Here is a 22444-nt window from a genome sequence, read left to right as displayed (position 1 = left end):
GGGCGGAGGGGTCGAGGTGTCGTGGGGTCGAGGGGTCGTGGGTCCGGGGGACGGCGGGCGGGTGGTGCTGCCGGGCGGCGGTCAGGGGGCGTGGGTCAGGGGGTCGCGGGGCGGGCCGTGAGCCGCTGCCCGTCCACCGTGACGGCGCCGGTCGTCGGGTCGATGGGCGGTGCGGCCGACGGGCTGCCGTCGCGGGTGACCACACCCACCTGCCTGCCGCCCGGCAGCACCACCCAGCCGCCGACCAGCTTCGCGCCGCGCACGGTGGCCGTCGTCCGCCACAGCCCGGACGGCTTGTGGGCGCGGGCGGCGGTGAAGGCGTAACGGTCCCCGCCCACCTCGGCCGTGCCGCGGATGCGGGCCGCGCCGCCCCGGAGGGTGCCGCGCAGCACGTCGCCGTGCGCGCCGGTCAGGGTCATGGTGCCGTCGTCGCGCACGTCGCCCTTGAGCCACGACTCCTTCGCGCGGCCGTCGCAGAAGTAGGCGATCGCCTTGCGGTCGCGGACGGTCACGGCCACCGCGGAGGAGCCGTCGTCCGTACGGCCCGCGTAACTGGCGTCGGGCGCGGCCACCGGCTTGTGCGAGGGCGAGGAGGCCGACGAGGGCGCGGTGGACGCGGTCGGGGAGGCGGACGCGGACCGGGACGGTGTCGGGGTCGTTGCGCCGGAGCCGTAGGACGCGGCCTTCGTCCCCGTCGTCGCGTTCATCACCAGCAGGAACACGCCCAACAGCAGCCCGGCGAGCAGGGTGAGCAGCGGTCCAGGACGCTTCATGACGAACCTCCCCCCGAGGCCGGACCTGCTGCCATCAGAGCGGACGGCTGGCCCGGCGTAAAGGGGCGCACGGGGGCGTATCGCATGAAGTAGCGGAATGCAGACCTTCACGTGACATTGTCAGAGATCGCGGCCCGTCTCAGCGGGCGGGCACCCGGCAGGCCGACGGCACGACAGGCCCTAGGCTGGATCGCCGAAGATCCGACTCCGGCTCCGGCTCCGACTCGGACTCCGGCTCCGATTCCGATCCCGACCCCGACCGCAAGGACACAGCCCCGTGAGGACCGCACTCGTCATCGGCACCGGCCTGATCGGCACCTCGGCCGCGCTCGCCCTGGTCCAGCGGGGCGTCACCGTGCACCTCGCCGACCACGACCCCGAGCAGGCCCGTACGGCCGCCGCGCTGGGCGCCGGCACCGACGACCCGCCGCAGGGCCCGGTCGACCTCGCGGTCGTCGCCGCGCCGCCCGCCCATGTCGCCGCCGTCCTCGCCGACGCCATGCGCCGCGGCCTCGCGCGCGGCTACCTCGACGTGGCCAGCGTCAAGGGCGGCCCGCACCGCGAGCTGACCGCGCTCGGCCTCGACCTGTCGTCGTACATCGGCACCCACCCCATGTCGGGCCGCGAGCGCTCCGGTCCGCTGGCCGCCACCGGCGACCTCTTCGAGGGCCGCCCCTGGGTGCTCACCCCGACCCGGGACACCGACACCGAGGTGCTGAACCTCGCCCTGGAGCTGGTCTCGCACTGCCGGGCCGTCCCGGTGGTGATGGACGCCGACGCCCACGACCGCGCCGTCGCGCTCGTCTCCCACATGCCGCACCTGGTCTCCAGCATGGTCGCCGCGCGCCTGGAGAACGCCGAGGAGTCGGCCGTACGGCTGTGCGGGCAGGGCATCCGCGACGTGACCCGGATCGCCGCCTCCGACCCGCGGATGTGGATCGACATCCTCTCCGCGAACCCCGGGCCGGTCGCCGACCTGCTGACCGACGTCGCCTCGGACCTGGAGGAGACCGTGCGGGCCCTGCGCGCCCTCCAGTCCGCCGACGACGCCAAGCGCGTCGAGGGCACCCTCGGCATCACCGACATGCTCACCCGCGGCAACGCCGGCCAGGTCCGGGTGCCCGGCAAGCACGGCACCGCCCCGCGGACGTACGAGACGGTCGTCGTCCTCATCGACGACCAGCCCGGCCAGCTGGCCCGGATCTTCGCGGACGCGGACCGCGCCGGGGTCAACATCGAGGACGTCCGCATCGAGCACGCGACCGGGCAGCAGGCGGGCCTGGTCCAGCTGATGGTGGAGCCGAAGGCGGCCCCGGTGCTCGGCACCGCCCTGCGGGAGCGGGGCTGGGCCCTCCGCCAGTGAAGGCGGCTCCGCGAAGCCAGTAACCTGGTGCGGGGCACTTTCCGGCCCCGGGCGGGTCCGACAGCGGCCCGCACACCCCGCCACCCCGCACCAGGAAGGTGTCCCCCCGTGGAAAACGGCGCCGCCCAGCCCGTGATTGTCGCCATCGACGGTCCCTCCGGCACGGGCAAGTCGAGCACGTCGAAGGCCGTCGCCGCGCAGCTGGGCCTCAGCTACCTGGACACCGGCGCCCAGTACCGGGCGATCACCTGGTGGATGGTGACCAGCGGGATCGACATAGAGGACCCCACCGCGATCGCCGCGGTGGCCGGCAAGCCGGAGATCGTCTCCGGCACCGACCCGCTGGACCCGACCATCTCCGTCGACGGCACGGACGTCGCCGCCGCGATCCGCACCCAGGAGGTCACCTCCCAGGTCAGCGCGGTCAGCGCGGTGCCCGAGGTGCGCAGCCGGATCACCGAGCTGCAGCGCTCGCTGGCCGCCGCGGCCGAGCAGGGCATCGTCGTCGAGGGCCGTGACATCGGTACGACCGTGCTGCCCGACGCCGACCTGAAGGTCTTCCTCACCGCCTCCGCGGAGGCCCGCGCGGCCCGCCGCAGCGGCGAGCTGAAGGGCGCGGACGTCGCGGCCACCCGCGAGGCGCTGATCAAGCGCGACGCGGCCGACTCCAGCCGCAAGACCTCCCCGCTGGCCAAGGCGGACGACGCCGTCGAGGTGGACACCACCGAGCTCACGCTCGCGCAGGTCATCGAGTGCGTCGTCACGCTCGTCGAGGAGAAGCGGGCCGGGAAGTGACGAAGGCTCCCGCCGCCGGGCTGCCCTCGGAGCGTGGCGCCGAGGTCGGCCGGCGCATCGGCGTCGGCCTGATGTACGGGCTGTGGAAGCCGCGCGTGCTCGGCGCCTGGAAGGTCCCCGCGACCGGCCCGGTGATCTACGCCGTCAACCACTCGCACAACATCGACGGCCCGATGGTCATGGGCGTCGCACCCCGGCCGACGCACTTCCTGATCAAGAAGGAAGCCTTCATCGGGCCGCTGGGCACCTTCCTGACCGGCATCGGACAGCTGAAGGTGGACCGGCACAGCGCCGACCGCACGGCCATCACCCGCGCCCTCGGCGTGCTGGAGGCCGGGGGAGTGCTGGGCATCTTCCCGGAGGGCACCCGGGGCGAGGGCGACTTCGCCGCGCTGCGTGCGGGGCTCGCCTACTTCGCCGTCCGCAGCGGCGCCTCGATCGTGCCGGTCGCGGTGCTGGGCAGCACCGAGCGGCCGGGGCGGCTGATAAAGGCGCTGCCCCCGCTGCGCTCGCGGGTGGACGTGGTCTTCGGCGACCCCTTCGAGGCGGGCGACGGCTCCGGCCGCCGCACCCGCAAGGCACTGGACGAGGCCACCGAGCGGATCCAGAAGCAGCTCACCGCCCACCTGGAAAACGCCAGGCGCCTCACCGGGCGCTAGGCGACACTTGAGTAGTGGATCTCCCGAACCAGGGGCGGTCCACCGATCACCACGATGAACGAGGTACGGACTTCATGAACGACGACATCCACTCCGAGGGCTCGCACGCCGAGCACGACCACGGAGCGCTTGGCGACGCCGAGTACGCGGAGTTCATGGAGCTCGCCGCGGAAGAGGGCTTCGACATCGAGGACGTCGAGGGCGCGATCGAGGAGGCGGGTCACGGCCCGCTCCCCGTCCTCGCCGTCGTCGGCCGCCCGAACGTCGGCAAGTCGACTCTGGTCAACCGGATCATCGGCCGCCGCGAGGCGGTCGTCGAGGACAAGCCCGGCGTGACCCGCGACCGCGTCACCTACGAGGCCGAGTGGGCCGGGCGCCGCTTCAAGGTCGTCGACACCGGCGGCTGGGAGCAGGACGTCCTCGGCATCGACGCCTCCGTGGCCGCCCAGGCCGAGTACGCCATCGAGGCCGCCGACGCGGTCGTCTTCGTCGTCGACGCCAAGGTCGGCGCCACCGACACCGACCAGGCGGTCGTACGGCTGCTGCGCAAGGCGGGCAAGCCCGTCGTGCTGTGCGCCAACAAGGTCGACGGCCCGAGCGGTGAGGCGGACGCCACCTACCTGTGGTCGCTGGGCCTCGGCGAGCCCCACCCGGTCTCGGCGCTGCACGGCCGCGGCACCGGCGACATGCTCGACGCCGTCCTGGAGGCGCTGCCCGAGGCGCCCGAGCAGACCTTCGGCACGGCGGTCGGCGGCCCGCGCCGGATCGCGCTGATCGGCCGTCCGAACGTCGGCAAGTCCTCGCTGCTGAACCAGGTCGCGGGCGAGGAGCGGGTCGTCGTCAACGAGATCGCGGGCACCACCCGCGACCCGGTCGACGAGCTGATCCAACTGGGCGGCATCACCTGGAAGTTCGTCGACACGGCGGGCATCCGCAAGCGGGTCCACCTCCAGCAGGGCGCCGACTACTACGCCTCGCTGCGGACCGCCGCCGCCGTGGAGAAGGCCGAGGTGGCCGTCATCCTGATCGACGCCTCCGAGTCGATCTCCGTGCAGGACCAGCGGATCGTCACCATGGCCGTCGAGGCGGGCCGCGCCGTGGTCGTCGCCTTCAACAAGTGGGACACCCTCGACGAGGAGCGCCGCTACTACCTGGAGCGCGAGATCGAGACCGAGCTCGGGCAGATCGCCTGGGCTCCCCGGGTCAATGTCTCGGCGCGCACCGGGCGGCACATGGAGAAGCTGGTCCCGGCGATCGAGACGGCCCTCGCGGGCTGGGAGACCCGGGTGCCCACGGGCCGGCTGAACGCGTTCCTCGGCGAGCTGGTCTCGGCGCATCCGCACCCGGTCCGGGGCGGCAAGCAGCCGCGCATCCTCTTCGGCACCCAGGCGGGCACCAAGCCGCCGCGGTTCGTGCTGTTCGCCTCCGGCTTCATCGAGGCGGGCTACCGGCGCTTCATCGAGCGCCGGCTGCGTGAGGAGTTCGGCTTCGACGGGACCCCGATCCACATCTCGGTGCGGGTGCGGGAGAAGCGCGGCAAGAAGAAGTAGCGGCTGGACGCGGTAACGGCTGGACGCGGTGCCGGCCGGCAGCGACCGGCGCAGTGCGAGAGGGCGGTCCCCAACGGGGGCCGCCCTCTTGTTGCTTGGTATCGCGTCGTGCCGGGTCAGTACACCCGGCGCCGGGCCGGGGGGAGCGCCGGCAGCGTGGCGACCCGCGTCCACTGCGCGGGCTGGGACCCGCCGTGCCGGGCGCTGTTCGCTCCCGCGCTGTAGGCGCTGTAGGAGCTTGAGCCGTACGATCCCGAGCCCGAACCGGTCGTGCTGAGCGCGGAGTTCCCGAACGCGGTGAAACCCAGCCCCTCCTCGCCGCTGCGATCGCCCGGCAGTGCACGGTAGGACTTGACGTACTCGGCGTACAGCGCGTCGTAGATGGGCGTGGCCGAGGGGCCGCCGGCGGGATCCTGGGCCGGCCGCGCGGACGGGACCGGCTGGAAGGACGGGCGGCGGGGAACTTCGTAGCTGTGCACGTATGTCCAAACGACCCCGGGGCGGTTGGGATGCGGCTGCGCTCCGCGCCTTTGGCAGCTCTGGGGGCACTCTTGAACACCGCGCGCACCCCAGCACCCCTGTAGGGGCGCGGGGAACGGCGCGCTCAGCCGCTGCCGGGCCGCCCGCGGTGGACCTTCGACCTGGTGGTCCTGTGCGGGTGCGTCGTGGCTGGTCGCGCAGTTCCCCGCGCCCCTGGGGTGTTGCGCTGGGCCGTGCCTCATTAGGGGCGCGAGGAACTGCGCGAACGGGCCCCGCCGGGCCGGGGTCGACGTGCGACCTGGTGGTCCTGTGCGGGTGCGTCGTGGCTGGTCGCGGAGTTCCCCGCGCCCCTGGGGGCGGTCGGGCGGGCGCCCGCGATGCTGGGGGTGTTGCGCTCGGGGCCGTGCCCCTGGGGGCTGCGGGTCAGGTGCCTGCGAGGGGGAGGGCCGCGGCGACCAGTTTGCCGTTGGCGGCCGCCTTGTCGACGGCGTCGCGCAGCAGGTCCTCGCGCGGCTGGCGGCCGATCGAGCCGACCGGCGCCGCGAACATCAGCACCTGCTGGTGCTTGTTGGCCGCGGCCCGCCAGCCGTCCGTGACCTGGAGCGGCTGGTGCGCCTGCCACCAGGCCACCTGGGACGCGCCGTTCGGCCCCGGCTGGAGCACCGCGTGCAGCTGGCCCACGGCGAGCAGCACCGACCAGCCGTGCAGCACCGGCGGCACCTCGGTCAGTTCGGTGACCGGCATGAAGCCCTGCTCGATCAGCAGCGGCAGGAAGTCGTCGCCGATCGCGGTCGACCCCGGCCGCACGATGGGCGCGGTCGGCTCCACCACGAGCGCGGGGTGCAACTCCCCGGCGATCAGGACCAGTCCGCTGGTCACTCCGAGCACGGCCTGCTCGGGCGCGGACTGCGCGGCGCGGCCGTCGGAGGCGATGTCGCCGTCGCCGCTGATGGAGCGGACCGCGCCCTGGAGCTGCTCCTCGGTGACCTGGACGACCTGTGAGGGCAGACAGCCGGCGTGGGCGAAGGCGAGGACGGCGGTCTCGTCCCCGATGAACAGGACGGTGCTGGTGCGCTCCTGCTCGGAGTCGCCCGGGGTACGGCAGGACGTGCAGTCGTAACTGCCCGGGGCGTTGTCTCCGGTGAGCAGCCGGTCGGCTTCTTCGTCGCCGATCTCGGCACGTACGGCGTCGCTGACGTCGAGCATGCGCGGCACGGGGGGCTCCCTCGGGATGCGGTGCGTGAAGGGACGGGTGGCTCCCGGCCCGTGAGCCCCGGGGTTCCGGGCTCATGAAGATGACAACGGGCGATCTGTGGCGGGAGTCACGCCCTTGCGCGAACGGAATCGAACCATCCGTCGCATGCGGTCACGTCCGGTCCGGAACGGGTCACTCCCCGTCAAGTACCGTTCACCGAAAGGATCTTGGATCGGTGAAGTGGGTCACAAGCGGGGCGGAGCCGTGGTCGACATATCAGTAAATCGGCGCATGTAGTGGGTGGCCGGAATTCGCTGCTACCTCTGGTAATGGCGAACTGGCCTGGAATGACAAGGAGTTGGTTGATATCGCCGCCCCCGGCTGCCTAGATTCCTCCGCCGTGTGCATCGAGCACCGCCCGGGATCGTCCACCGGCCGCCGCAGGCAGCACCATCGCCGCGGCGGCTCGGGCGGACGGGGCCGGCACGACGAACCGCGTCCACGCGGGGAGCGTGCCGCGCCTTGGGGGACCCCGGGTTCGTGGAGAGGGATTCACATGTCCGAATGTGCCGATACCACCCGCAAGGCGCGTACGACGGCGGTCCTCGCCGGCGCCGCGCTGCTCGCCCCGCTGGGCCTGCTCGTGACCGGCGGCCACGCCGCCGCGGCGGACAACGGGGTGTGGGACCGCATCGCCCAGTGCGAGAGCGGCGGCAACTGGCACATCAACACCGGCAACGGCTACTACGGCGGGCTCCAGTTCTCCGCCGGCACCTGGCGCGCCTACGGCGGCACGGCGTACGCGCCGCGGGCCGACGAGGCGTCGAGGTCCGCACAGATAGCCGTCGCCACCAAGGTCCAGCACGCCCAGGGATGGGGTGCCTGGCCGGTCTGCTCGGCCCGCGCCGGGGCCTACGGCAGCGCCCCCGAGCACGCCTCCGTGACGACGAGGTCGACGGAGTCCGGGACCGATCGCACCACGAAGTCCACCGGCTCCGCCGGGCGGAAGGCGTCGAAGACGACGACCCGCCCGGCGGACCGTACGCACCGGGGCTCCGCCGAGGGCGGCTACACCGTCCGCGAGGGCGACACGCTCAGCGCCATCGCCGCCCGGCACGGGACCTCCTGGCAGCGGATCTACGCCGCCAACAAGGACGTCATCGGCGCCGACCCCGATCTGATCGTCCCCGGCCAGCGGCTCGCTCTCTGAGCCGCCCCCTGCGCCGCGGGCACCAAGGCCCCGCCCGGTCCCTCCGACCGGGCGGGGTCGCGGTCCGTGCCGCGGCGGGCGGGGCTCCCGGCGCCGCGGCGCCTCCCTCGCGGGTGCCCGGGCCGTGGCGCCCCGGAGGCGCGGGGAACTGCGCGACGGCCGCCCGGGGCGCGTATGGGGATTCTGTGTCGGAGGCGTGAAATCCTTATGCGGCGTCAGCTCCCGGACCTCCCGCGATTTACCCGGGGAATGCGCTTCCCGGATCCTTCGGGCCTCGGTTCCGAGGCCCTTTCACGGCCCCTTCGGAAGGGTCTCGCCGGCCCGTACGGGAATTACGTTCGAAAGCCCTCGGAAGAGGTACGGAACCGTTCATCCGAGTGACGGAGTTCGAACGAATCACTCCGCGTGATCTTGTGACAGAAGTGTGACACGCTCCACGAAGAGGGCCTAGCGTGGCCGTATGGCACCCATTCCCACTCCGCCCGCGGAGCCACAGGACAGCCCGGCCGGGTACGTCGGTCTCGACGCCGGGGAGGCCGAGCGGCTCGCCCGGGAGCGCGGCTGGTCGACGGTGCGGGCACTGCCTCCCGGAGCGATCGTGACCATGGAGTACCGCGTCGGGCGGCTGAACTTCGAGGTGCGCGACGGCACGGTGGCGCGGGCCTGGAAGGGCTGAGCCTCGTTCGGTAGCGTGCCGCCGGAACGCCGAAGGCCCCGGTTCCGAGAGGGAACCGGGGCCTTCGGCGCGGGTGGCGGGGGTGCGTACCGGCCTCGCGGGCGGGGAGCGGGTCAGCCGCCCGCGAGGGGGCGGGCGGCCGAGGCGGCGGCGCCGCGCCCGCCGCGGTCCCCGTGCGCCGGGCGCTCCGGGTGCGGGCCGCGCTCCGTGTGCGGCGGGCGGCGGCTGCCGCCCGGGGTGACGGGGCTGCGCTCCGCACGGGTCAGGTGCGGGCCGGGAGCCAGATGGACCGGCGTCCTGGGCCCCCGGGCGGCCGGGCCGACGGGTTCGCGCGCCGCGATGTCCTGCGTTCCGGCGCCGACCGGCTCGCGCGCCCCCACGGGTTCGCGCGCCGGGGTGTCCTGCACCGAGCCGCGCGCGGTGCGCAGCGCGGCCGCGCCCACCGGGATCGGCGGGGGCGGGGCGGGCAGCGGCAGGCGGGCGCGCCAGCGGTCGCGCAGCAGGAAGATCCCGCTCTCGGCGCGGGCGATCAGCGGCTCGAACCAGGGCAGCGCCAGCAGGATCAGCAGCCCGGCGGCCCAGCCGAGGAGAACGTCGCTCAGCCAGTGCGTACCGAGGTAGACGGTGGTGAGGCCGACGCCGAGCGAGGTGACCGCCGAGACGGCGGACAGCCAGCGGCGAGCCCAGTGGCTGGAGGCCAGATAGGCCAGGATTCCCCAGGTCACGACGGCGTTCGCGGTGTGGCCGCTCGGAAATATATCGCCGCCGAGACCCATCTCGTTGGAGCCGATCACGGTGGCGTAGTGCGGGCCGAGCCGGCCCATGCCGAGCTTCGCGGCGCCGACCGTGATGTTCAGCAGCAGCAGCGACGTGGCGAGGGTCAGCAGCGGGCGCAGCGTGTGCTGCCGCCAGGAGCGCCAGCCCAGCCAGGCCGCGACCATCACGGCGGTGGGGCCGCGCTGGCCCAGCACCACGTAGTAGTCGAGGAAGGCGTGGATCTGGGGCCACTGCTGGTACGGGCGGAAGAACATGACCTGCCAGTCGAGCCGCACGAGCCACGACGTGGTGACCACGGCCCAGACGATCGCCAGGTAGAACGCCAGGGTCGCCGAGAACAGCACGACCCGGTGGCGGCTCATCTTCGGCATGTCGACCATGGCCGGTCGTTCCGGCTCCCGGTCCAGCCTGGCGAACACCCGGTCCAGCCGAGTGAGGCTTCGTTCGGTACGCACTCTATCGACGTTACAGCGAGTGAGCTCAGTTCCCGTGCGAATCACCGTCTTTGTGATGACGATGTGATGTGGGAAAGCTCTCAGGCCCGCCTTTATTTCGCGCTAATGCGCAATCTTGAACCACCCTCACAGGCAATTCCTTTGATCTGTTCGGGCTAGCCGTTTTATATCGCGTTTGAATTCGTTAACCGAATGCTGGCATGGAATTCGCCCGGTGCTCATCGGTCCGTCGCGTGGCTCACGGGGGGCCGCTGCCGTTCAGCCAGAACGCCCCGTACACCGCCGAGGCCACCGCCACCACCCCCACCACCAGCGCCGACCTGGGCGGCCGCAGCCGGGCCAGGGCGGCCGCGAGGGGCAGCAGCAGCGGGAAGGCCGGCAGCAGCAGCCGCGGCTTCGAACCGAAGTAGCTCGACGCGCACAGGGCCAGCGCGGTGACGACCCCCGTGTAGACCAGCAGCGCGAGCGGCTGGCCCTGCCGCACCCCGGCGACGTAGAGCCGGACCACCAGCGCCACCCCCACGACCAGCCCGACGCCGGCCAGGGCCGACGGGAACGACGTGAACTTGTCGGCGACGAAGCGGGCGAAGGCGTAGCCGCCGTCGAAGCCGTTGCGCCAGCCCGCCTGCACGTCGAGGTAGCCGAACAGCCCGGTGCCCGTGTGCCACCCGACCCACAGCACGTACCCGGCGGCGCCCAGGGGCGCGAGCGCCATGCCCAGGGAGCGCCGCGCGACGGACGCGCCCCGCGGGTCCCGGGCGGGCGCGCGGGAGGGGGCGGGCGGTCCGGCCCGCACGCCGCCCGGCGCGGCCGCGCCCCCGGTGCGCACGAACGAGGCGATCGCGGCGGCCCACACCGCCGCCACCACAGCGAGCCCGACCGGCCGGGTCAGCCCGGCCGCCAGCGCCAGCAGGCCCGCCGCCGGCCACCGCCCGATCAGCACGCAGTACAGCGACCAGGCCGCCAGCGCCGTGAACAACGACTCGCTGTACGCCATCGACTGCACGATCCCGACCGGCAGCACCGCCCACAGCAGCACGGCGCACAGGCCCACCCGGCGGCCGTACAGATGATCGGAGACCGCGAAGATCCCCCAGGCCGCGGCGAGCGAGGAGAGCAGGGCCACGGTGAACCCGGCGTCGGCGTACGACAGCGGGGTCAGCGCGTGCAGCAGCCGCTCCAGCCAGGGCAGCAGCGGGAAGAAGGCGAGATCCGAGTGCACGTCGCCGTCGGGCAGGCGCACCTCGTAGCCGTAGCCGAGGCCCGCCACCCGCGCGTACCAGAGCGCGTCCCAGCGGGCCGTCAGCAGGGTGTGCGCGCTCGTGCCGCGTGCCGCGCTCCAGCCGGCCAGCACGAGCAGCCCGAGCCCCCGCACGGCCGCGTAGCCCAGGAGGGCGGGTGCGGCCCGGCGCAGAGAGGTCGGGCGGGCCGGGGCCGCGCGCGTCGCAAGGTCGGTCACGGACCGATTATCGACGCCCGCCGCGGCCGTGACGTTCGCCGGGGCGTGGTCAAGGGTGCGGGCAGTGGCGTACGCCACAGTGTTGGTCCTGGAGGGTGAGAGCTCCACCACGTACCCGCCCGGTCGACTCGCGTACGCTGCCAGTCAACTCGCCGTTCGCCGCGTGGGCCGGGGATCTCCGCTCCTCCCCGGTCGAGCCGCGGGGAGTCCCCGCCCCGCGAGCCCGCCGAACACGAGGGTTCATCTGGGAGGTACGTACATGTCCGGGACGACCACGGCCGCTGCCCTGCTGCGCCGTCGGGCGGCCGGGGCCGGTGCCAACCGCTGGGTCGTCCTCGTCGTGCTGTGCACCAGCCTGCTGCTCGTCGCACTCGACGCGACCGTGCTGCACGTGGCGGTGCCCGCCGTCACCCAGGACCTCAGGCCCGGCGCGGTGGAACTGCTCTGGATCGTCGACATCTACCCGCTCGTCTGCGCCGCGCTGCTGATCCTCTTCGGCACGCTCGGCGACCGGGTGGGCCGCAGACGCGTCCTGCTGCTCGGCTACGCCCTCTTCGGCGTCGCCTCCGGCATCGCGGCCTTCGCCCCGTCCGCCGAGGTCCTCATCGCCGCGCGGGCGCTGCTCGGCGTCGGCGGCGCCATGATCATGCCCGCCACCCTCTCCATCCTGCGCCAGGTCTTCCCCGACCGGCGCGAGCGCGCCGTGGCCATCGGCGTGTGGAGCGCCGTCGCCGCGGTGGGCGCCGCGGTCGGGCCGCTGCTCGGCGGGTTCCTGCTGGAGCACTTCTGGTGGGGCTCGGTCTTCCTCGTGAACATCCCGCTGATGCTGGTGAGCCTGCCGGTCGGGCGGCTGCTGCTGCCCGAGTCCCGGGGCACCCGCAACGGGCCCTGGGACGTCGTCGGCGCCCTGATGGCGGCAGCCGGGCTGTTCGGCGTCGTCCTCGGCGTGGAGCAGCTCGGCGGCGGCCGGCCGGTGGGCAGCGCGTCCACGGCCGGCCCGGTGCTGCTGGGCGTCGCCCTGCTCGTGCTGTTCGTACGACGGCAGCGCCGGCGCCCCTACCCCCTGGTCGACCTGCGGATGTTCGCGCGGCCCGCGTTCAGCACCGCCGTCGGCTGCATCGTCCTCGCCATGCTCGCGCTGGTGGGCCTGGAGCTGATCGCCGCGCAGTACCTGCAACTGGTCCTCGGCCTGTCGCCGCTCCAGACCGGGCTGCGGCTGCTGCCGCTCACCGTCGCGGCGATGGCCGCCGGGCTCGCCGGTGCGCGGCTGCTGCGCCGCTTCGGCCCGCGCCGGATGGTCTGCTTCGGCTTCTGTCTGACGGCCGCCGCGGTCGTCCTGCTGACGGCCATGGGCGCCACCGACGACGTCCCGCTGCTGCTGTGCGGGTTCGTGCTGCTCGGCTTCGGCCTGGAGACGACCTTGTTCGGCGCGTACGAGTCGATGCTGAGTGAGGCCCCGCAGGCGCAGGCCGGTGGCGCGGCGGCGATCGGCGAGACGTCGTACCAGCTGGGCGCCGGGATCGGGATCGCGCTGCTGGGCAGCGTGATGAACGCGGCCTACACGCCGGGCCTGTCGTCCGTCCCCGGGGTGCCCGCGCAGGCGTCGGCCGCGGCCGGGCGGTCGCTCGGCGAGGCGTACGAGGTGTCCGCGCGGCTCGGCGGCAGCGCCGGGGCCGCGCTGCGGCACGCCGCCCGGGACTCCTTCGTGCACGGGCTGCATGTGACGCTGCTGGTGAGCGCCGGGTTGCTGCTGCTGGGAGCGGTGATGGCGTTGCGGTTGCCTCGGGTGATGCTGTGCGAGGGCGCTGCCGCGGAGGGGGAGGAGGAGGGGGTTGGGGTGCCGTTGCCTCGGGAGGCGGAGCGGGCCCACGTGTCGGCTTGACGCCGGGTCTTGACCCTTGACACCCGGGTGCGGGCCGGTGGGGCTTGTTCGCGCAGTTCCCCGCGCCCCTTGGTTGGTGCGGGTCGGTTCGGCTTGTTCGCGCGGTTTCCCCGCGTCCCTTGGTCGGTGCGGGCCGGTTCGGCTTGTTCGCGCGGTTCCCCGCGTCCCTTGGTTGGTGCGGGTCGGTTCGGCTTGTTCGCGCGGTTTCCCCGCGTCCCTTGGTCGGTGTGGGTCGGTTCGGCTTGTTCGCGCGGTTTCCCCGCGTCTCTTGGTCGGTGCGGGTCGGAGGGGGTGTTCGCGCAGTTCCCCGCGCCCCTGGTGGGTCGCTGGGCCGCGCGTTTCAGGGGCGCGGGGAACTGCGCGAGCGACCACGACGGGCCCGCGGGTGTCACGGGCGTCCGCCACCCGTCCGCGGGCCGGGCCGGCCCGCGCGGCGGTGAGCCGGCTCGCCTCAGCTCTGGTTGTAGAAGCCGTCCGCGCGATGCGGCGCCGGGTCACCGCTGACGATCTCCGTGTTCGCCGGAGTCAGCAGGAAGACCCGGGTCGCGACCCGCTCGATCGTGCCGCGCAGCCCGAACGTCAGCCCGGCCGCGAAGTCCACCACACGCTTGGCGTCGGTGGGCTCCATCGCCGTCAGGTTGACGATGACCGGGACACCGTCACGGAACAGCTCGCCGATCGCGCGGGCGTCCCGGAAGCTGTCCGGGGTGACCGTGCCGATGCGGCGGCCCCTCCCCTCGGCCGTGTCCGAAGCCACCTTGACCCGCGGGTCCGTCACCCAGGCGTCCCCGGATTCCGAGCCCTCGGAGTAGTCGTCGTCGTAGTAACGCTCGTCATCGTTGTCGTCGACGAGGCCGAGCCACGCACTCGCCTTGCGTACCGATCCCATGGACGCCTCCTCTCACAGCGGTCTTTCATGCTTTCCGCATCTATGGTCATCCATGATGCGGACGGCGCGCCAAGTGGATAGACGCCGCGCGGGGGGTTTGTGACGGTACTGGTGCACGGCCCGTACGTCGAGAGCCCGGATGCCCCAAGGGGTCTTCCCCATACGGCTGCTGACTGTGAGTGAAATATGATTCTTCACGGCGGACGGGTGACGGGCGATGCGTACGGGTGAACGGAACGCCCCGCGCGACCCGTTCCTCCGCCGCCGCGACGAAGCGGCTCGACACCCAGCTCAACGGCCTGCCCGACGGCCTGCTCAACATCCAACGACGCACGGGGGGATCACCATGTTCGGAATCGTCCGGCCCTGTCGGCACCGTCTCGGCGAGAGCCTTACGACGGAGTGGATGGCGCATTTGTGCGGATTGTGCCTCGCGCTGCGCGGCGACCACGGTCAGTTCGCGCGGGTGGTGACGAACTACGACGGGCTCCTGATATCGGTTCTGACGGAAGCTCAGGCCACGCGCCCCACACGGCGGGACGGCGGATCCTGGCGGCGTACGGCGGGACCCTGCGCGCTGCGCGGAATGCGCACCGCCTCCGTGGCACAGGGCGAGGGGGCGCGGCTCGCCGCGGCCGTCTCGCTGGTCCTCGCCTCGGCCAAGGTCCGCGACCATGTCGCCGACGGGGACGGACTGCTCGCCCGCGGACCGGTCGCGCTCGCCGCGCGCCGGGTGGCCGGCGGCTGGGACCGTGCCGGGGCGCGCACCGGGCGCGCCGTCGGCTTCGACACCGCCGTGCTGGTCGACGCCGTCGACCGGCAGCTCGGCATCGAGGCGCTCGCCGGGCCCGGTACCCCGGTCCTCACGGTCACCGAACCCACCGAGACCGCGACCGCCGCCGCCTTCGCGCACACCGCGGTGCTCGCCGGACGGCCGGGCAACGCCGCACCGCTCGCCGAGGCCGGCCGGCTCTTCGGCCGGCTCGCGCACCTGCTGGACGCCGTCGAGGACCGGGCCGCCGACGCCGCCTCGGGCTCCTGGAACCCGCTCACCGCCACCGGCACGCCGCTCACCGAGGCGCGCCGGCTCGCCGACGACGCGCTGCACGGCATCCGCCTCGCCCTGCGCGAGGTGGAGTTCGGCGACCGCCGCCTGGCGCACCTGCTGCTCGCCCACGAGCTCGGCCGCTCCGTGGACCGGGCGTTCGGCACGGCCTCCTGCGGCCACGAGCGGCTCCAGGACGCCCTCGGGGACGATGCTCCCGGGATCGGGGGCGGCAGTCACCCGCAGTCCCCCCAGGCCGCCTTCGGGCCCCCGCAAGGGCCCTACGCGCCCGGACCGCACACCCCCGGCAACCCCTACGGCAACCCCTTCGGGCATCCCGGCGGCGAACCGCCCCGCCCCGGCAAGCGCGGCTTCTGGGCGGGCTGCGCCGCCGCCGTCGGGCTGTGCTGCACCTGCCGGCTGTGCTGCGCCGACGAGTTCGAGGGCCCCTGGTCGCGCAAGAAGCGCGACGGCTGGTGCACCACCTGCGGAGACTGCGGAGGCGGCGGCTGCGACTGCTCCTGCTGCGAGGCGTGCGAGATCTGCGAGTGCTGCGAATGCTGTTCCTGCTGCGACTGCGGGTTGTGACGCAGCGTCATCACGATCGTATACGGCCGGATCGGGCGCGCCTCGCCCATCCGGCCGTACGCATACGGGTGTTTCGGTCTGGTTAAACACAAACATGATCGAGTGACCGCCACCCCACAAGGTTCGTTGGTCTGGCACGGAACCACCTCTCTCCTTCCCCGGTTTCGCCGACCGACTCGCCTCGCACTTAAGGCACTTCCCGTGGACGTAGTCACACGAAGGGGCCGCCCCGCCGCCCCTCGCACCATCCGCACCCGCCTCCTGCGGATCCTGGTCCTCTCCCTCGCGGTCCTGCTCGCCCTGCTCGGCACCGTGGCCACCGAGCAGATCTCCGCCTACCGCAACGCCTCCGCCACCGCGGACGACGCCCGGCTGGAGATCACCCTCCAGGGCCTCGTCCACGAACTCCAGAAGGAGCGCGGCCTCACCACCGGATACGTGGGCGGCGTACGGCAGTTCGGCGCCAAACTGCCCGCCCAGCGCGCGGCCACCGACCAGGCCCGCGGCGCGCTCGACCGGATGCTGGCGGGCCAGGGCGGCACCGCCCCCGACACCGTGCGCACCGCCCTCGGCCGGCTCGACGGCCTCGCCGCGATCCGCCACGGCGCCGACGCCCGCACCGGCACCGTCAAGGCCACCTTCGACTTCTTCACCACCACCATCACCGTCCTCGACCGCCTCGACCTCGGGCTCGACGACGTCCACGACGGCCGGCTCCGCGACGCCTACCAGTCCCTCCAGATCCTCGGCAACGCCAAGGAGTTCACCGGAGAGGAACGCGCCATCGTGCTCGGCTCGGTGCGCGCCGGACGCTTCGGCGGCGACGACTACGGCCGCTTCCTGGAGATCCGGGCCGGCCGCCTCGCCGCCCTGGACGCCTTCCCGCGTACGGCCACCACCGGCCAGGAGCGCCGCCTCGACGCCGCGCTCACCACCCCGGACGCCCGGCAGGCGCTCGCCTACGAGAGCGTCGCCGTGCGCGGCACCGGACGGCTCAGCTCGGCCGCCGTCCCGCCGATGGCCTGGTGGAACTCGATGACCTCCACCATCAACGGCCTGCGTGCCGTGCAGATCTCCCTCGGCGCCGACGTCGACCGGCGCGCCGCCGCCCTGGAGAGCGCGGCCCTGCGCGACCTGCTGCTGTTCCTGCTGCTCGCCCTCGCCACCGTCGCCGCCCTCGGCGCCCTGGCCCTGGACTGCGTACGGTCCGTCTCCTCGCCGCTGACCGACCTCGCCCGGCAGGCCCGGGAGGTCGCCGTGGGCCGGCTGCCGCGCGCCGTCGCCGCCGTGCACGAGGCGGCCCATGGCGAGCAGCCCGCACCACCCGCGCCGCTCGCCGTGCCGGACCGCGCCGGGGCCGAGGTGCGCGAGGTCGCCGAGGCCTTCGACCGGGTCCAGCGCGTCGCCTTCGACCTCGCCACCGAACAGGCCGTGCTGCGCCGCAACGCCACCGACTCGCTGGTCAGCCTCGGCCGCCGCAACCAGAACCTGGTACGCCGTCAGATCAGCTTCATCAGCAAGCTGGAGCACGAGGACGCCGACCCGGCGACCCTCGCCAACCTCTTCGAACTGGACCATCTCGCCACCCGGATGCGCCGCAACGCCGAGAGTCTGCTGGTCCTCGCCGGGGAGTCCAGCCCGCGCCCCTGGTCCCACCCGCTGTCCGTGACGGACGTGCTGCGCGCCTCGCTCGCCGAGGTCGAGGAGTACCGCAGGGTCAGCCTGCGCCGCATCGAACCCGCGCAGCTCAGCGGCTCCGTGGTCGCCGAGCTCTCCCATCTCCTCGCCGAACTCGTGGAGAACGCGCTGAGCTTCTCGCCGCCCGACTCCGATGTGGAGATCGAGGGCAGGCGCACCAGCGCCGGGTATCTGGTCGCCATCGTCGACCACGGGCTCGGCATGGACGCCCAGGCCCTCGCGGAGGCGAACGTACGGCTCTCCGGCACCGCCAGCTTCATGGCCGAACCGACCAAGTTCCTCGGCCACTTCGTGGTCGGCGCACTCGCCCGCAGGTGCGGTGTGGAGGTACGGCTCGGAGAGGCACCGGCGGCCGGGGTGGTCGCGCGGGTGCTGATCCCCACCGGGCTGCTGAGCGAGGGGGCCAAGCCGGCCGTCGCCCCGCCGGTCCCGCTCCCCGCGCCGCTCACGGGGGCGGCGGAGGAGGCCGTGGAGCGTCCCGTGCTGCCGGCCCCGCGCCGCGAACTCCCGGCGGGAGCGGCCTCGACGGCGGGGGAGACCCCGCAGCGGGAGGCCACCCCGGCGGCGGTACCGGCCTCGGGACCGGCCTCGGGAACGGGCCTTGTCTCGCGTACGGGCGTGGTCTCAGGTGCGGGCCCGGTCCCGGGTAAGGCCGCGGCCGCCTCGGGGACGAGCGCGGCCTCGGGTCCGGGCGGGGCCTCGGGACCGGGTGCGGTCCTGGCCGCCGCGGGACCGGGCTCCGGCGCGGAGCCGGTCTCCGTGCCGGCCGCCCCGAGCACGGCGTCGGAGCAGCAGTCCGCCCGCCGGCCGGCCCCCGCCTCCGGGACCGGCACCTCGGCCGCCCGTACCCGCAACGGCCTGGTCAAGCGGCCCCGGCGGAGCGCCATCGCGGACGCCGTCAGCGAGACCGACCGTCCGAGCCGCCCCGCCCCCACCGGACCTCTCGCGGAGCGCAGCCCCGACGAGGTCTCCGGGATGCTCGCCACCCTCCGCAGCGCGCACATGCGCGGCGCGATCAGCGTGGAGAAGGAGAAGGAGCGCGGGAAGGAACGCGAGAGGGAGCGGGAGAAGGACAGGGACAAGGACAGGGACAAGGACAGGGACAAGGGCAGGGACAAGGAGAGGGAGCGGGACAGGGACAGGGCGGACCGGACCGCCGGTCAGGAGGCGGACCGTACCGCCGACCAGAAGGACACCGAGAGGGGCGACGCCCGATGAACACCGTCGACACCCACCACGACTCGCAGACCTTCAACTGGCTGCTCGCGAACTTCGTGAAGTCCACCGACGGCGTGCGCGACGCGGTCGCCGTCTCCTCCGACGGGCTGCTCATCGCCGTCTCCGACGGGCTCGGCCGCACCGAGGCCGACCATCTCGCCGCCATCGTCTCGGGGCTGAGCAGCCTGGCGCGCAGCGCGTCCCGGCGCTACAGCTTCGACGGGGTCAAGCTGATCATGATCGAGATGGGCCGGGGCTTCCTGCTGGTCTCGGCGATCCGGGACGGCAGCTGTCTCGGCGTCCTCGCCGACTCCAGCGGCGAACTCGGCCTGGTCGGCTACGAGATGGCGGTGCTGGCCGAGCGGGCGGGTGATCTGCTCACCCCGGCACTCATCGCCGACCTGCGCCAGGTGCTGCCGCGATGAGCGGCCGACCGCCCTCGGAGGAGACCACGTTCGTCCGGCCGTTCATCATGACCGGCGGCCGGGCCGAGCCCCTCCAGGCCGGGCTCCGGCTGGAGACGCTGGTCGTCGCCGTCGGCCCGCCGGACGAGTCGCTCGCCTTCGAGCGGCGGCACATCGTCGCGGTGTGCGAACGGCCCATGACCGTCGCCGAGGTGGCGCAGCGCGTCGGCGTGCCGCTGGGGGTCGCCAAGGTGCTGATCTCCGATCTCGTCGTCGCCGGGCGGCTCGCCTGCCGGCAACCCGCGGAGCTGCCGCTCCAGATGCTCGAAAGGATCAGGGACCATGTCCGGGCGCTCTGACAGGATCGTTCCGCTGGCCGTGAAGATCGTCGTCAGCGGGGGGCTGGGCGTCGGGAAGACCACCTTCATCGGGGCCGTGTCGGAGATCGAACCGCTCGACACGGAGGCGGCGATCACCGAGGTGTCGGTGGGCGTCGACTCCCTGGTCGGCGTGGAGTCCAAGACGACCACCACGGTCGCCCTCGACTTCGGCCGGATCACGCTCGACCCGACGATCGCGCTGTATCTCTTCGGTACGCCCGGACAGGACCGGTTCTCCTTCCTCTGGGACGACCTGGTGGAGGGCGCGCTCGGCACGGTGGTGCTCGCCGACACCCGGCGGATCGAGGACTGCTTCCCCGCGGTGGACTACTTCGAGGCCCAGGGCGCTCCGTTCGTGCTCGCCGTCAACTGCTTCGACGGCGCCGAGCGGTTCGACGTGGAGGAGGTGCGCGAAGCCCTCTCGCTCGGCGCGGACGTGCCCGTGCTGGAGTGCGACGCGCGGGAGCGCGGCTCCGTGCGGGACGTGCTCGGGGCGCTGATGGACCGGGTGATCGGCGTCCGTACCCAGACCGCCCGGCGCAGGCCGGCGATGGCCCGCTGACCGGTCCGGGGCAGGGCACCGCGGCCCGGTGGTCCTCCCACGCCAGGAAGGTGGCGCGGGAGGACCACCGGGCGCTGCCGTGCAGCGCCAACGGGCCATGCCGTACAGCGCCAACGGGCCATGCCGTACGGCGGGTTCACGCGGGGAAGGGGTGCCCGAGGGGAGGGCGGGTGGAGAGGCGGCGCGCGGGGTGAAGGCGGGGCGCGGGTGAAGGCGATGACGGAACGCCGGGAGGCGTGAGTCCGGGGCGCCCGCGCGAACGGGCCGGGCGCGCAGTGAGGTCAGCTCAACAGGAACAGGACCACACGCGACCGAAGTCGATGTGGGAGCGGGTGACCAGCCACTGCTGCGGATGCATGGGCCAAGTGGAACAGGTCCCCGGTTACCCGTCAACTGACCTGAGACGTACCGCTCACAGTGTGGACAGCCTTGACACCGAGGGGAAACGCCCCCGTACTCTCGGTGGACGGCCCTGCTGAGGGGCTCGGCCGTGTCCGCGCCGAGGCGCGCGCCCTGTGAAGGCATCCACCGTGTTCGACCTACGTCACGGAGCCTTCCCATGCCTTCCGGTACCTCCGGCAACCCCACCCGCTCGACGAGCACGCTGCGGCATCCCTCCAGACGGTCCCTGGTGATCGTCGGGGCCGGGCCGCGGGGGACCGGTCTGATCGAGCGGATCGCCGCCAACGCGCCCGAGCTGTACGCCGGTTCCGGGCTGGACATCCATCTCGTCGATCCCCATCCGCCGGGCGCCGGCCGTATCTGGCGGGCGGCGCAGTCGCCGTTGCTGTGGATGAACTCGCACGCCGAGGACGTCACCATGTTCACCGACGAGACGGTGGAGATGGCCGGACCCGTCCGCGAGGGCCCCACCCTGCACGAGTGGGCCGGGCTCGACGGCGCCACCTTCGCCGACCGGCAGACGCAGGGCGCCTATCTGCGCTGGGTGCACGAGCGGGCGGTGGCCGAACTGCCCCCCGGGATCACCGTCCACCACCATCCGCACCGGGCGGTCCGCGTCAGCGGTCCCCGCGAGGGGCGGCAGCAGGTGTGGCTGGAGGGCCGCTCACGGCCCGTCCTCGGCGACCTCGTCGTCCTCGCCCTCGGCCATCTCGACGCGGAACTCGACGAAGAGCAGCTGGAGTTGGCCGCCTATGCCCGCGCCCACGGCCTGGTCCACCTGCCGCCCGACTTCACCGCCGACAGCGACCTGTCCGCGCTCCGGCCCGGCGAACCCGTCCTCGTGCGCGGCTTCGGACTCGCCTTCGTCGATCTGATGGTGCTGCTCACGGAGGGCCGCGGCGGGCGCTACGACGGCGACACGTACGTGCCCTCCGGCCGGGAGCCGGTCCTGTACGTCGGCTCCCGGCGCGGGGTGCCGTACCACTCCAAGATCGGCTACGACTGGACCGGCCCGCGGCCCCCGCTGCCCCGCTTCCTCGGACCCGACCAGGTGAGCGAACTCCTCTCCCGGCCGGATGGGTTCGACTTCCGGCGGGACGTATGGCCCCTGATCGTCAAGGAGTTGGGGTTCGCCCACTACCACCGGCTGTTCACCGTCCACCCGGAGCGGACGTCCGCCGCCTGGAGCGACTTCGAGCGGGCGTACGCCGCCGGGGACGAGTCCGCGGTCCGGGCACTGGTGGCCTCCGCGGTGCCCGACCCGGCCGACCGGCTCGACCTCGACGCGCTCGACCGCCCGCTGGACGGGGTGCGCTACGCCTCCGCGGAGGAGTTCCAGGACGGGCTGCGCGCGCGGGTCGAGGCCGGCCTGCGCCGCGCCCACGACCCGGAGTACAGCCCCGACCTGGCCGTCTTCCTCGGACTCCTCTCCGTCTACGGCCAGTTGGTCCGGCTCGGCGACATCGGCCCCTGGTGGCACGGCTTCTTCAGCTCCCTCGCCTCCGGCCCGCCGGGACCCCGGCTGCGGCAGCTGCTGGCGCTGTCCCGCGCCGGGATCCTGCGGTTCGTCGGCGCCGACATGGCCGTGACCGCGGAGGACGGCGTGTTCCGCGCGACCAGCCCCACCGTGCCCGGCGCCGTCGTCGAGACCCGGGCGCTGGTCGAGGCGCGGCTGCCGCAGCCCACGGTCCGGCGCGCCCTCGACCCGCTACTGCGCGGGCTGTGGGCGGACGGGGACGCGGGCGAGACCCCGGAGGGGCTGCTGCGGGTCGATCCGGCCGACGGGCGCGTGCTGGACCGGGCCGGGCGGCCGCATCCGCGGCGCTTCGCGCTCGGCCCGCACACCGACGCCCGCAGCGCCGGCGCCTTCACCCGGCCCCGCACCGGGGGCCCGGCCTTCCGCCAGAACGACGCCACCGCCCGCGCCGCCCTGACCTTCCTCACCCGGACCGCCGGCCACGCGACGGCGGCGTGACCACCACGG

The 22444-nt window shown here is 73.5% G+C and carries 19 protein-coding genes; 13 read left to right on the top strand and 6 right to left on the bottom strand.

Going from position 1 to position 22444, the window contains the following annotated elements; genetic code table 11:
- Positions 1 to 95 precede the first annotated feature (95 nt).
- A complete protein-coding gene (locus WN71_RS30450) occupies positions 96 to 773 on the bottom strand; it encodes a hypothetical protein (RefSeq protein ID WP_046584180.1) in 678 nt (225 codons plus the stop codon).
- A gap of 277 nt (positions 774 to 1050) precedes the next feature.
- On the opposite strand from WN71_RS30450, the gene WN71_RS30445 reads away from it, so the two are divergent.
- The 4 genes from WN71_RS30445 to der all read left to right on the top strand — a co-directional run bounded on the left by WN71_RS30445 (position 1051) and on the right by der (position 5140).
- A complete protein-coding gene (locus WN71_RS30445; protein WP_046584179.1) occupies positions 1051 to 2136 on the top strand; it encodes a prephenate dehydrogenase in 1086 nt (361 codons plus the stop codon).
- Positions 2137 to 2244: 108 nt separating this feature from the next.
- On the top strand, positions 2245 to 2931 hold the full coding sequence (gene cmk, locus WN71_RS30440) for a (d)CMP kinase (RefSeq protein WP_046584178.1): 687 nt from the start codon (positions 2245 to 2247) through the stop codon (positions 2929 to 2931).
- Positions 2932 to 3002: 71 nt separating this feature from the next.
- A complete protein-coding gene (locus tag WN71_RS30435) occupies positions 3003 to 3590 on the top strand; it encodes a lysophospholipid acyltransferase family protein (RefSeq protein WP_420856542.1) in 588 nt (195 codons plus the stop codon).
- A 74-nt stretch (positions 3591 to 3664) separates the two neighbouring features.
- On the top strand, positions 3665 to 5140 hold the full coding sequence (gene der, locus WN71_RS30430) for a ribosome biogenesis GTPase Der (RefSeq protein WP_046584176.1): 1476 nt from the start codon (positions 3665 to 3667) through the stop codon (positions 5138 to 5140).
- Between the two features lie 116 nt (positions 5141 to 5256).
- On the opposite strand, the gene WN71_RS30425 is transcribed toward der, so the two are convergent.
- Together WN71_RS30425 and WN71_RS30420 are read right to left on the bottom strand one after the other, a co-directional pair.
- Positions 5257 to 5619 carry a hypothetical protein gene (locus WN71_RS30425; protein ID WP_046584175.1) on the bottom strand — a complete coding sequence of 121 codons (363 nt, stop codon included), beginning with the start codon at positions 5617 to 5619 and terminating at the stop codon, positions 5257 to 5259.
- Positions 5620 to 6043: 424 nt separating this feature from the next.
- Positions 6044 to 6835: a hypothetical protein gene (locus tag WN71_RS30420; RefSeq protein WP_046584174.1), complete on the bottom strand. Its 792-nt coding sequence runs from the start codon at positions 6833 to 6835 to the stop codon at positions 6044 to 6046.
- A gap of 536 nt (positions 6836 to 7371) precedes the next feature.
- Between WN71_RS30420 and WN71_RS30415 the strand changes: the two genes are divergently transcribed.
- Together WN71_RS30415 and WN71_RS30410 are read left to right on the top strand one after the other, a co-directional pair.
- The gene (locus WN71_RS30415) at positions 7372 to 8025 is read left to right on the top strand and encodes a LysM peptidoglycan-binding domain-containing protein (protein ID WP_046584173.1); all 654 of its coding nucleotides are present in this window, start codon (positions 7372 to 7374) and stop codon (positions 8023 to 8025) included.
- 460 nt (positions 8026 to 8485) lie between these two features.
- Positions 8486 to 8701 (top strand): I78 family peptidase inhibitor, encoded by a 216-nt coding sequence (locus tag WN71_RS30410; RefSeq protein WP_046584172.1) that lies wholly within the window; start codon positions 8486 to 8488, stop codon positions 8699 to 8701.
- A gap of 113 nt (positions 8702 to 8814) precedes the next feature.
- Here WN71_RS30410 and WN71_RS30405 read toward each other — a convergent pair whose 3' ends face one another.
- Together WN71_RS30405 and WN71_RS42340 are read right to left on the bottom strand one after the other, a co-directional pair.
- Positions 8815 to 9933, bottom strand: coding sequence for a phosphatase PAP2 family protein (locus WN71_RS30405; protein WP_046584171.1), 1119 nt, complete (start codon positions 9931 to 9933; stop codon positions 8815 to 8817).
- Positions 9934 to 10171: 238 nt separating this feature from the next.
- On the bottom strand, positions 10172 to 11392 hold the full coding sequence (locus tag WN71_RS42340) for a membrane protein (protein WP_046584215.1): 1221 nt from the start codon (positions 11390 to 11392) through the stop codon (positions 10172 to 10174).
- A gap of 259 nt (positions 11393 to 11651) precedes the next feature.
- On the opposite strand from WN71_RS42340, the gene WN71_RS30395 reads away from it, so the two are divergent.
- Positions 11652 to 13274 carry an MFS transporter gene (locus tag WN71_RS30395; RefSeq protein WP_046584170.1) on the top strand — a complete coding sequence of 541 codons (1623 nt, stop codon included), beginning with the start codon at positions 11652 to 11654 and terminating at the stop codon, positions 13272 to 13274.
- A 451-nt stretch (positions 13275 to 13725) separates the two neighbouring features.
- On the opposite strand, the gene WN71_RS30390 is transcribed toward WN71_RS30395, so the two are convergent.
- A complete protein-coding gene (locus WN71_RS30390; RefSeq protein ID WP_046584169.1) occupies positions 13726 to 14163 on the bottom strand; it encodes a cell division protein SepF in 438 nt (145 codons plus the stop codon).
- Between the two features lie 346 nt (positions 14164 to 14509).
- Here WN71_RS30390 and WN71_RS30385 point away from each other — a divergent pair, with 346 nt between their 5' ends.
- From WN71_RS30385 to WN71_RS30360, 6 genes are all read left to right on the top strand, one after another.
- Positions 14510 to 15796 carry a DUF5685 family protein gene (locus WN71_RS30385; protein WP_046584168.1) on the top strand — a complete coding sequence of 429 codons (1287 nt, stop codon included), beginning with the start codon at positions 14510 to 14512 and terminating at the stop codon, positions 15794 to 15796.
- Between the two features lie 201 nt (positions 15797 to 15997).
- Positions 15998 to 18712, top strand: coding sequence for a sensor histidine kinase (locus tag WN71_RS30380; protein WP_052742973.1), 2715 nt, complete (start codon positions 15998 to 16000; stop codon positions 18710 to 18712).
- Complete coding sequence (locus WN71_RS30375; RefSeq protein ID WP_046584167.1) at positions 18709 to 19137, top strand: roadblock/LC7 domain-containing protein; 429 nt, start codon at positions 18709 to 18711, stop codon at positions 19135 to 19137. Before WN71_RS30380 ends, WN71_RS30375 begins: the two co-directional genes overlap by 4 nt.
- Positions 19134 to 19475 carry a DUF742 domain-containing protein gene (locus WN71_RS30370; protein WP_046584166.1) on the top strand — a complete coding sequence of 114 codons (342 nt, stop codon included), beginning with the start codon at positions 19134 to 19136 and terminating at the stop codon, positions 19473 to 19475. Before WN71_RS30375 ends, WN71_RS30370 begins: the two co-directional genes overlap by 4 nt.
- Positions 19459 to 20058: a GTP-binding protein gene (locus WN71_RS30365; RefSeq protein WP_046584165.1), complete on the top strand. Its 600-nt coding sequence runs from the start codon at positions 19459 to 19461 to the stop codon at positions 20056 to 20058. Before WN71_RS30370 ends, WN71_RS30365 begins: the two co-directional genes overlap by 17 nt.
- A gap of 559 nt (positions 20059 to 20617) precedes the next feature.
- Entirely contained in the window at positions 20618 to 22435 is a 1818-nt protein-coding gene (locus WN71_RS30360; protein WP_046584164.1) for an FAD/NAD(P)-binding protein, read from the top strand.
- Positions 22436 to 22444 lie beyond the last annotated feature (9 nt).

Origin of the sequence: Streptomyces mangrovisoli, assembly GCF_000974985.2 — a bacterium.
GTDB lineage: Bacteria > Actinomycetota > Actinomycetes > Streptomycetales > Streptomycetaceae > Streptomyces > Streptomyces mangrovisoli.
The sequence above is the reverse complement of the archived record's forward strand: the minus strand, read 5'-3'. Positions and strand labels throughout refer to the sequence as shown.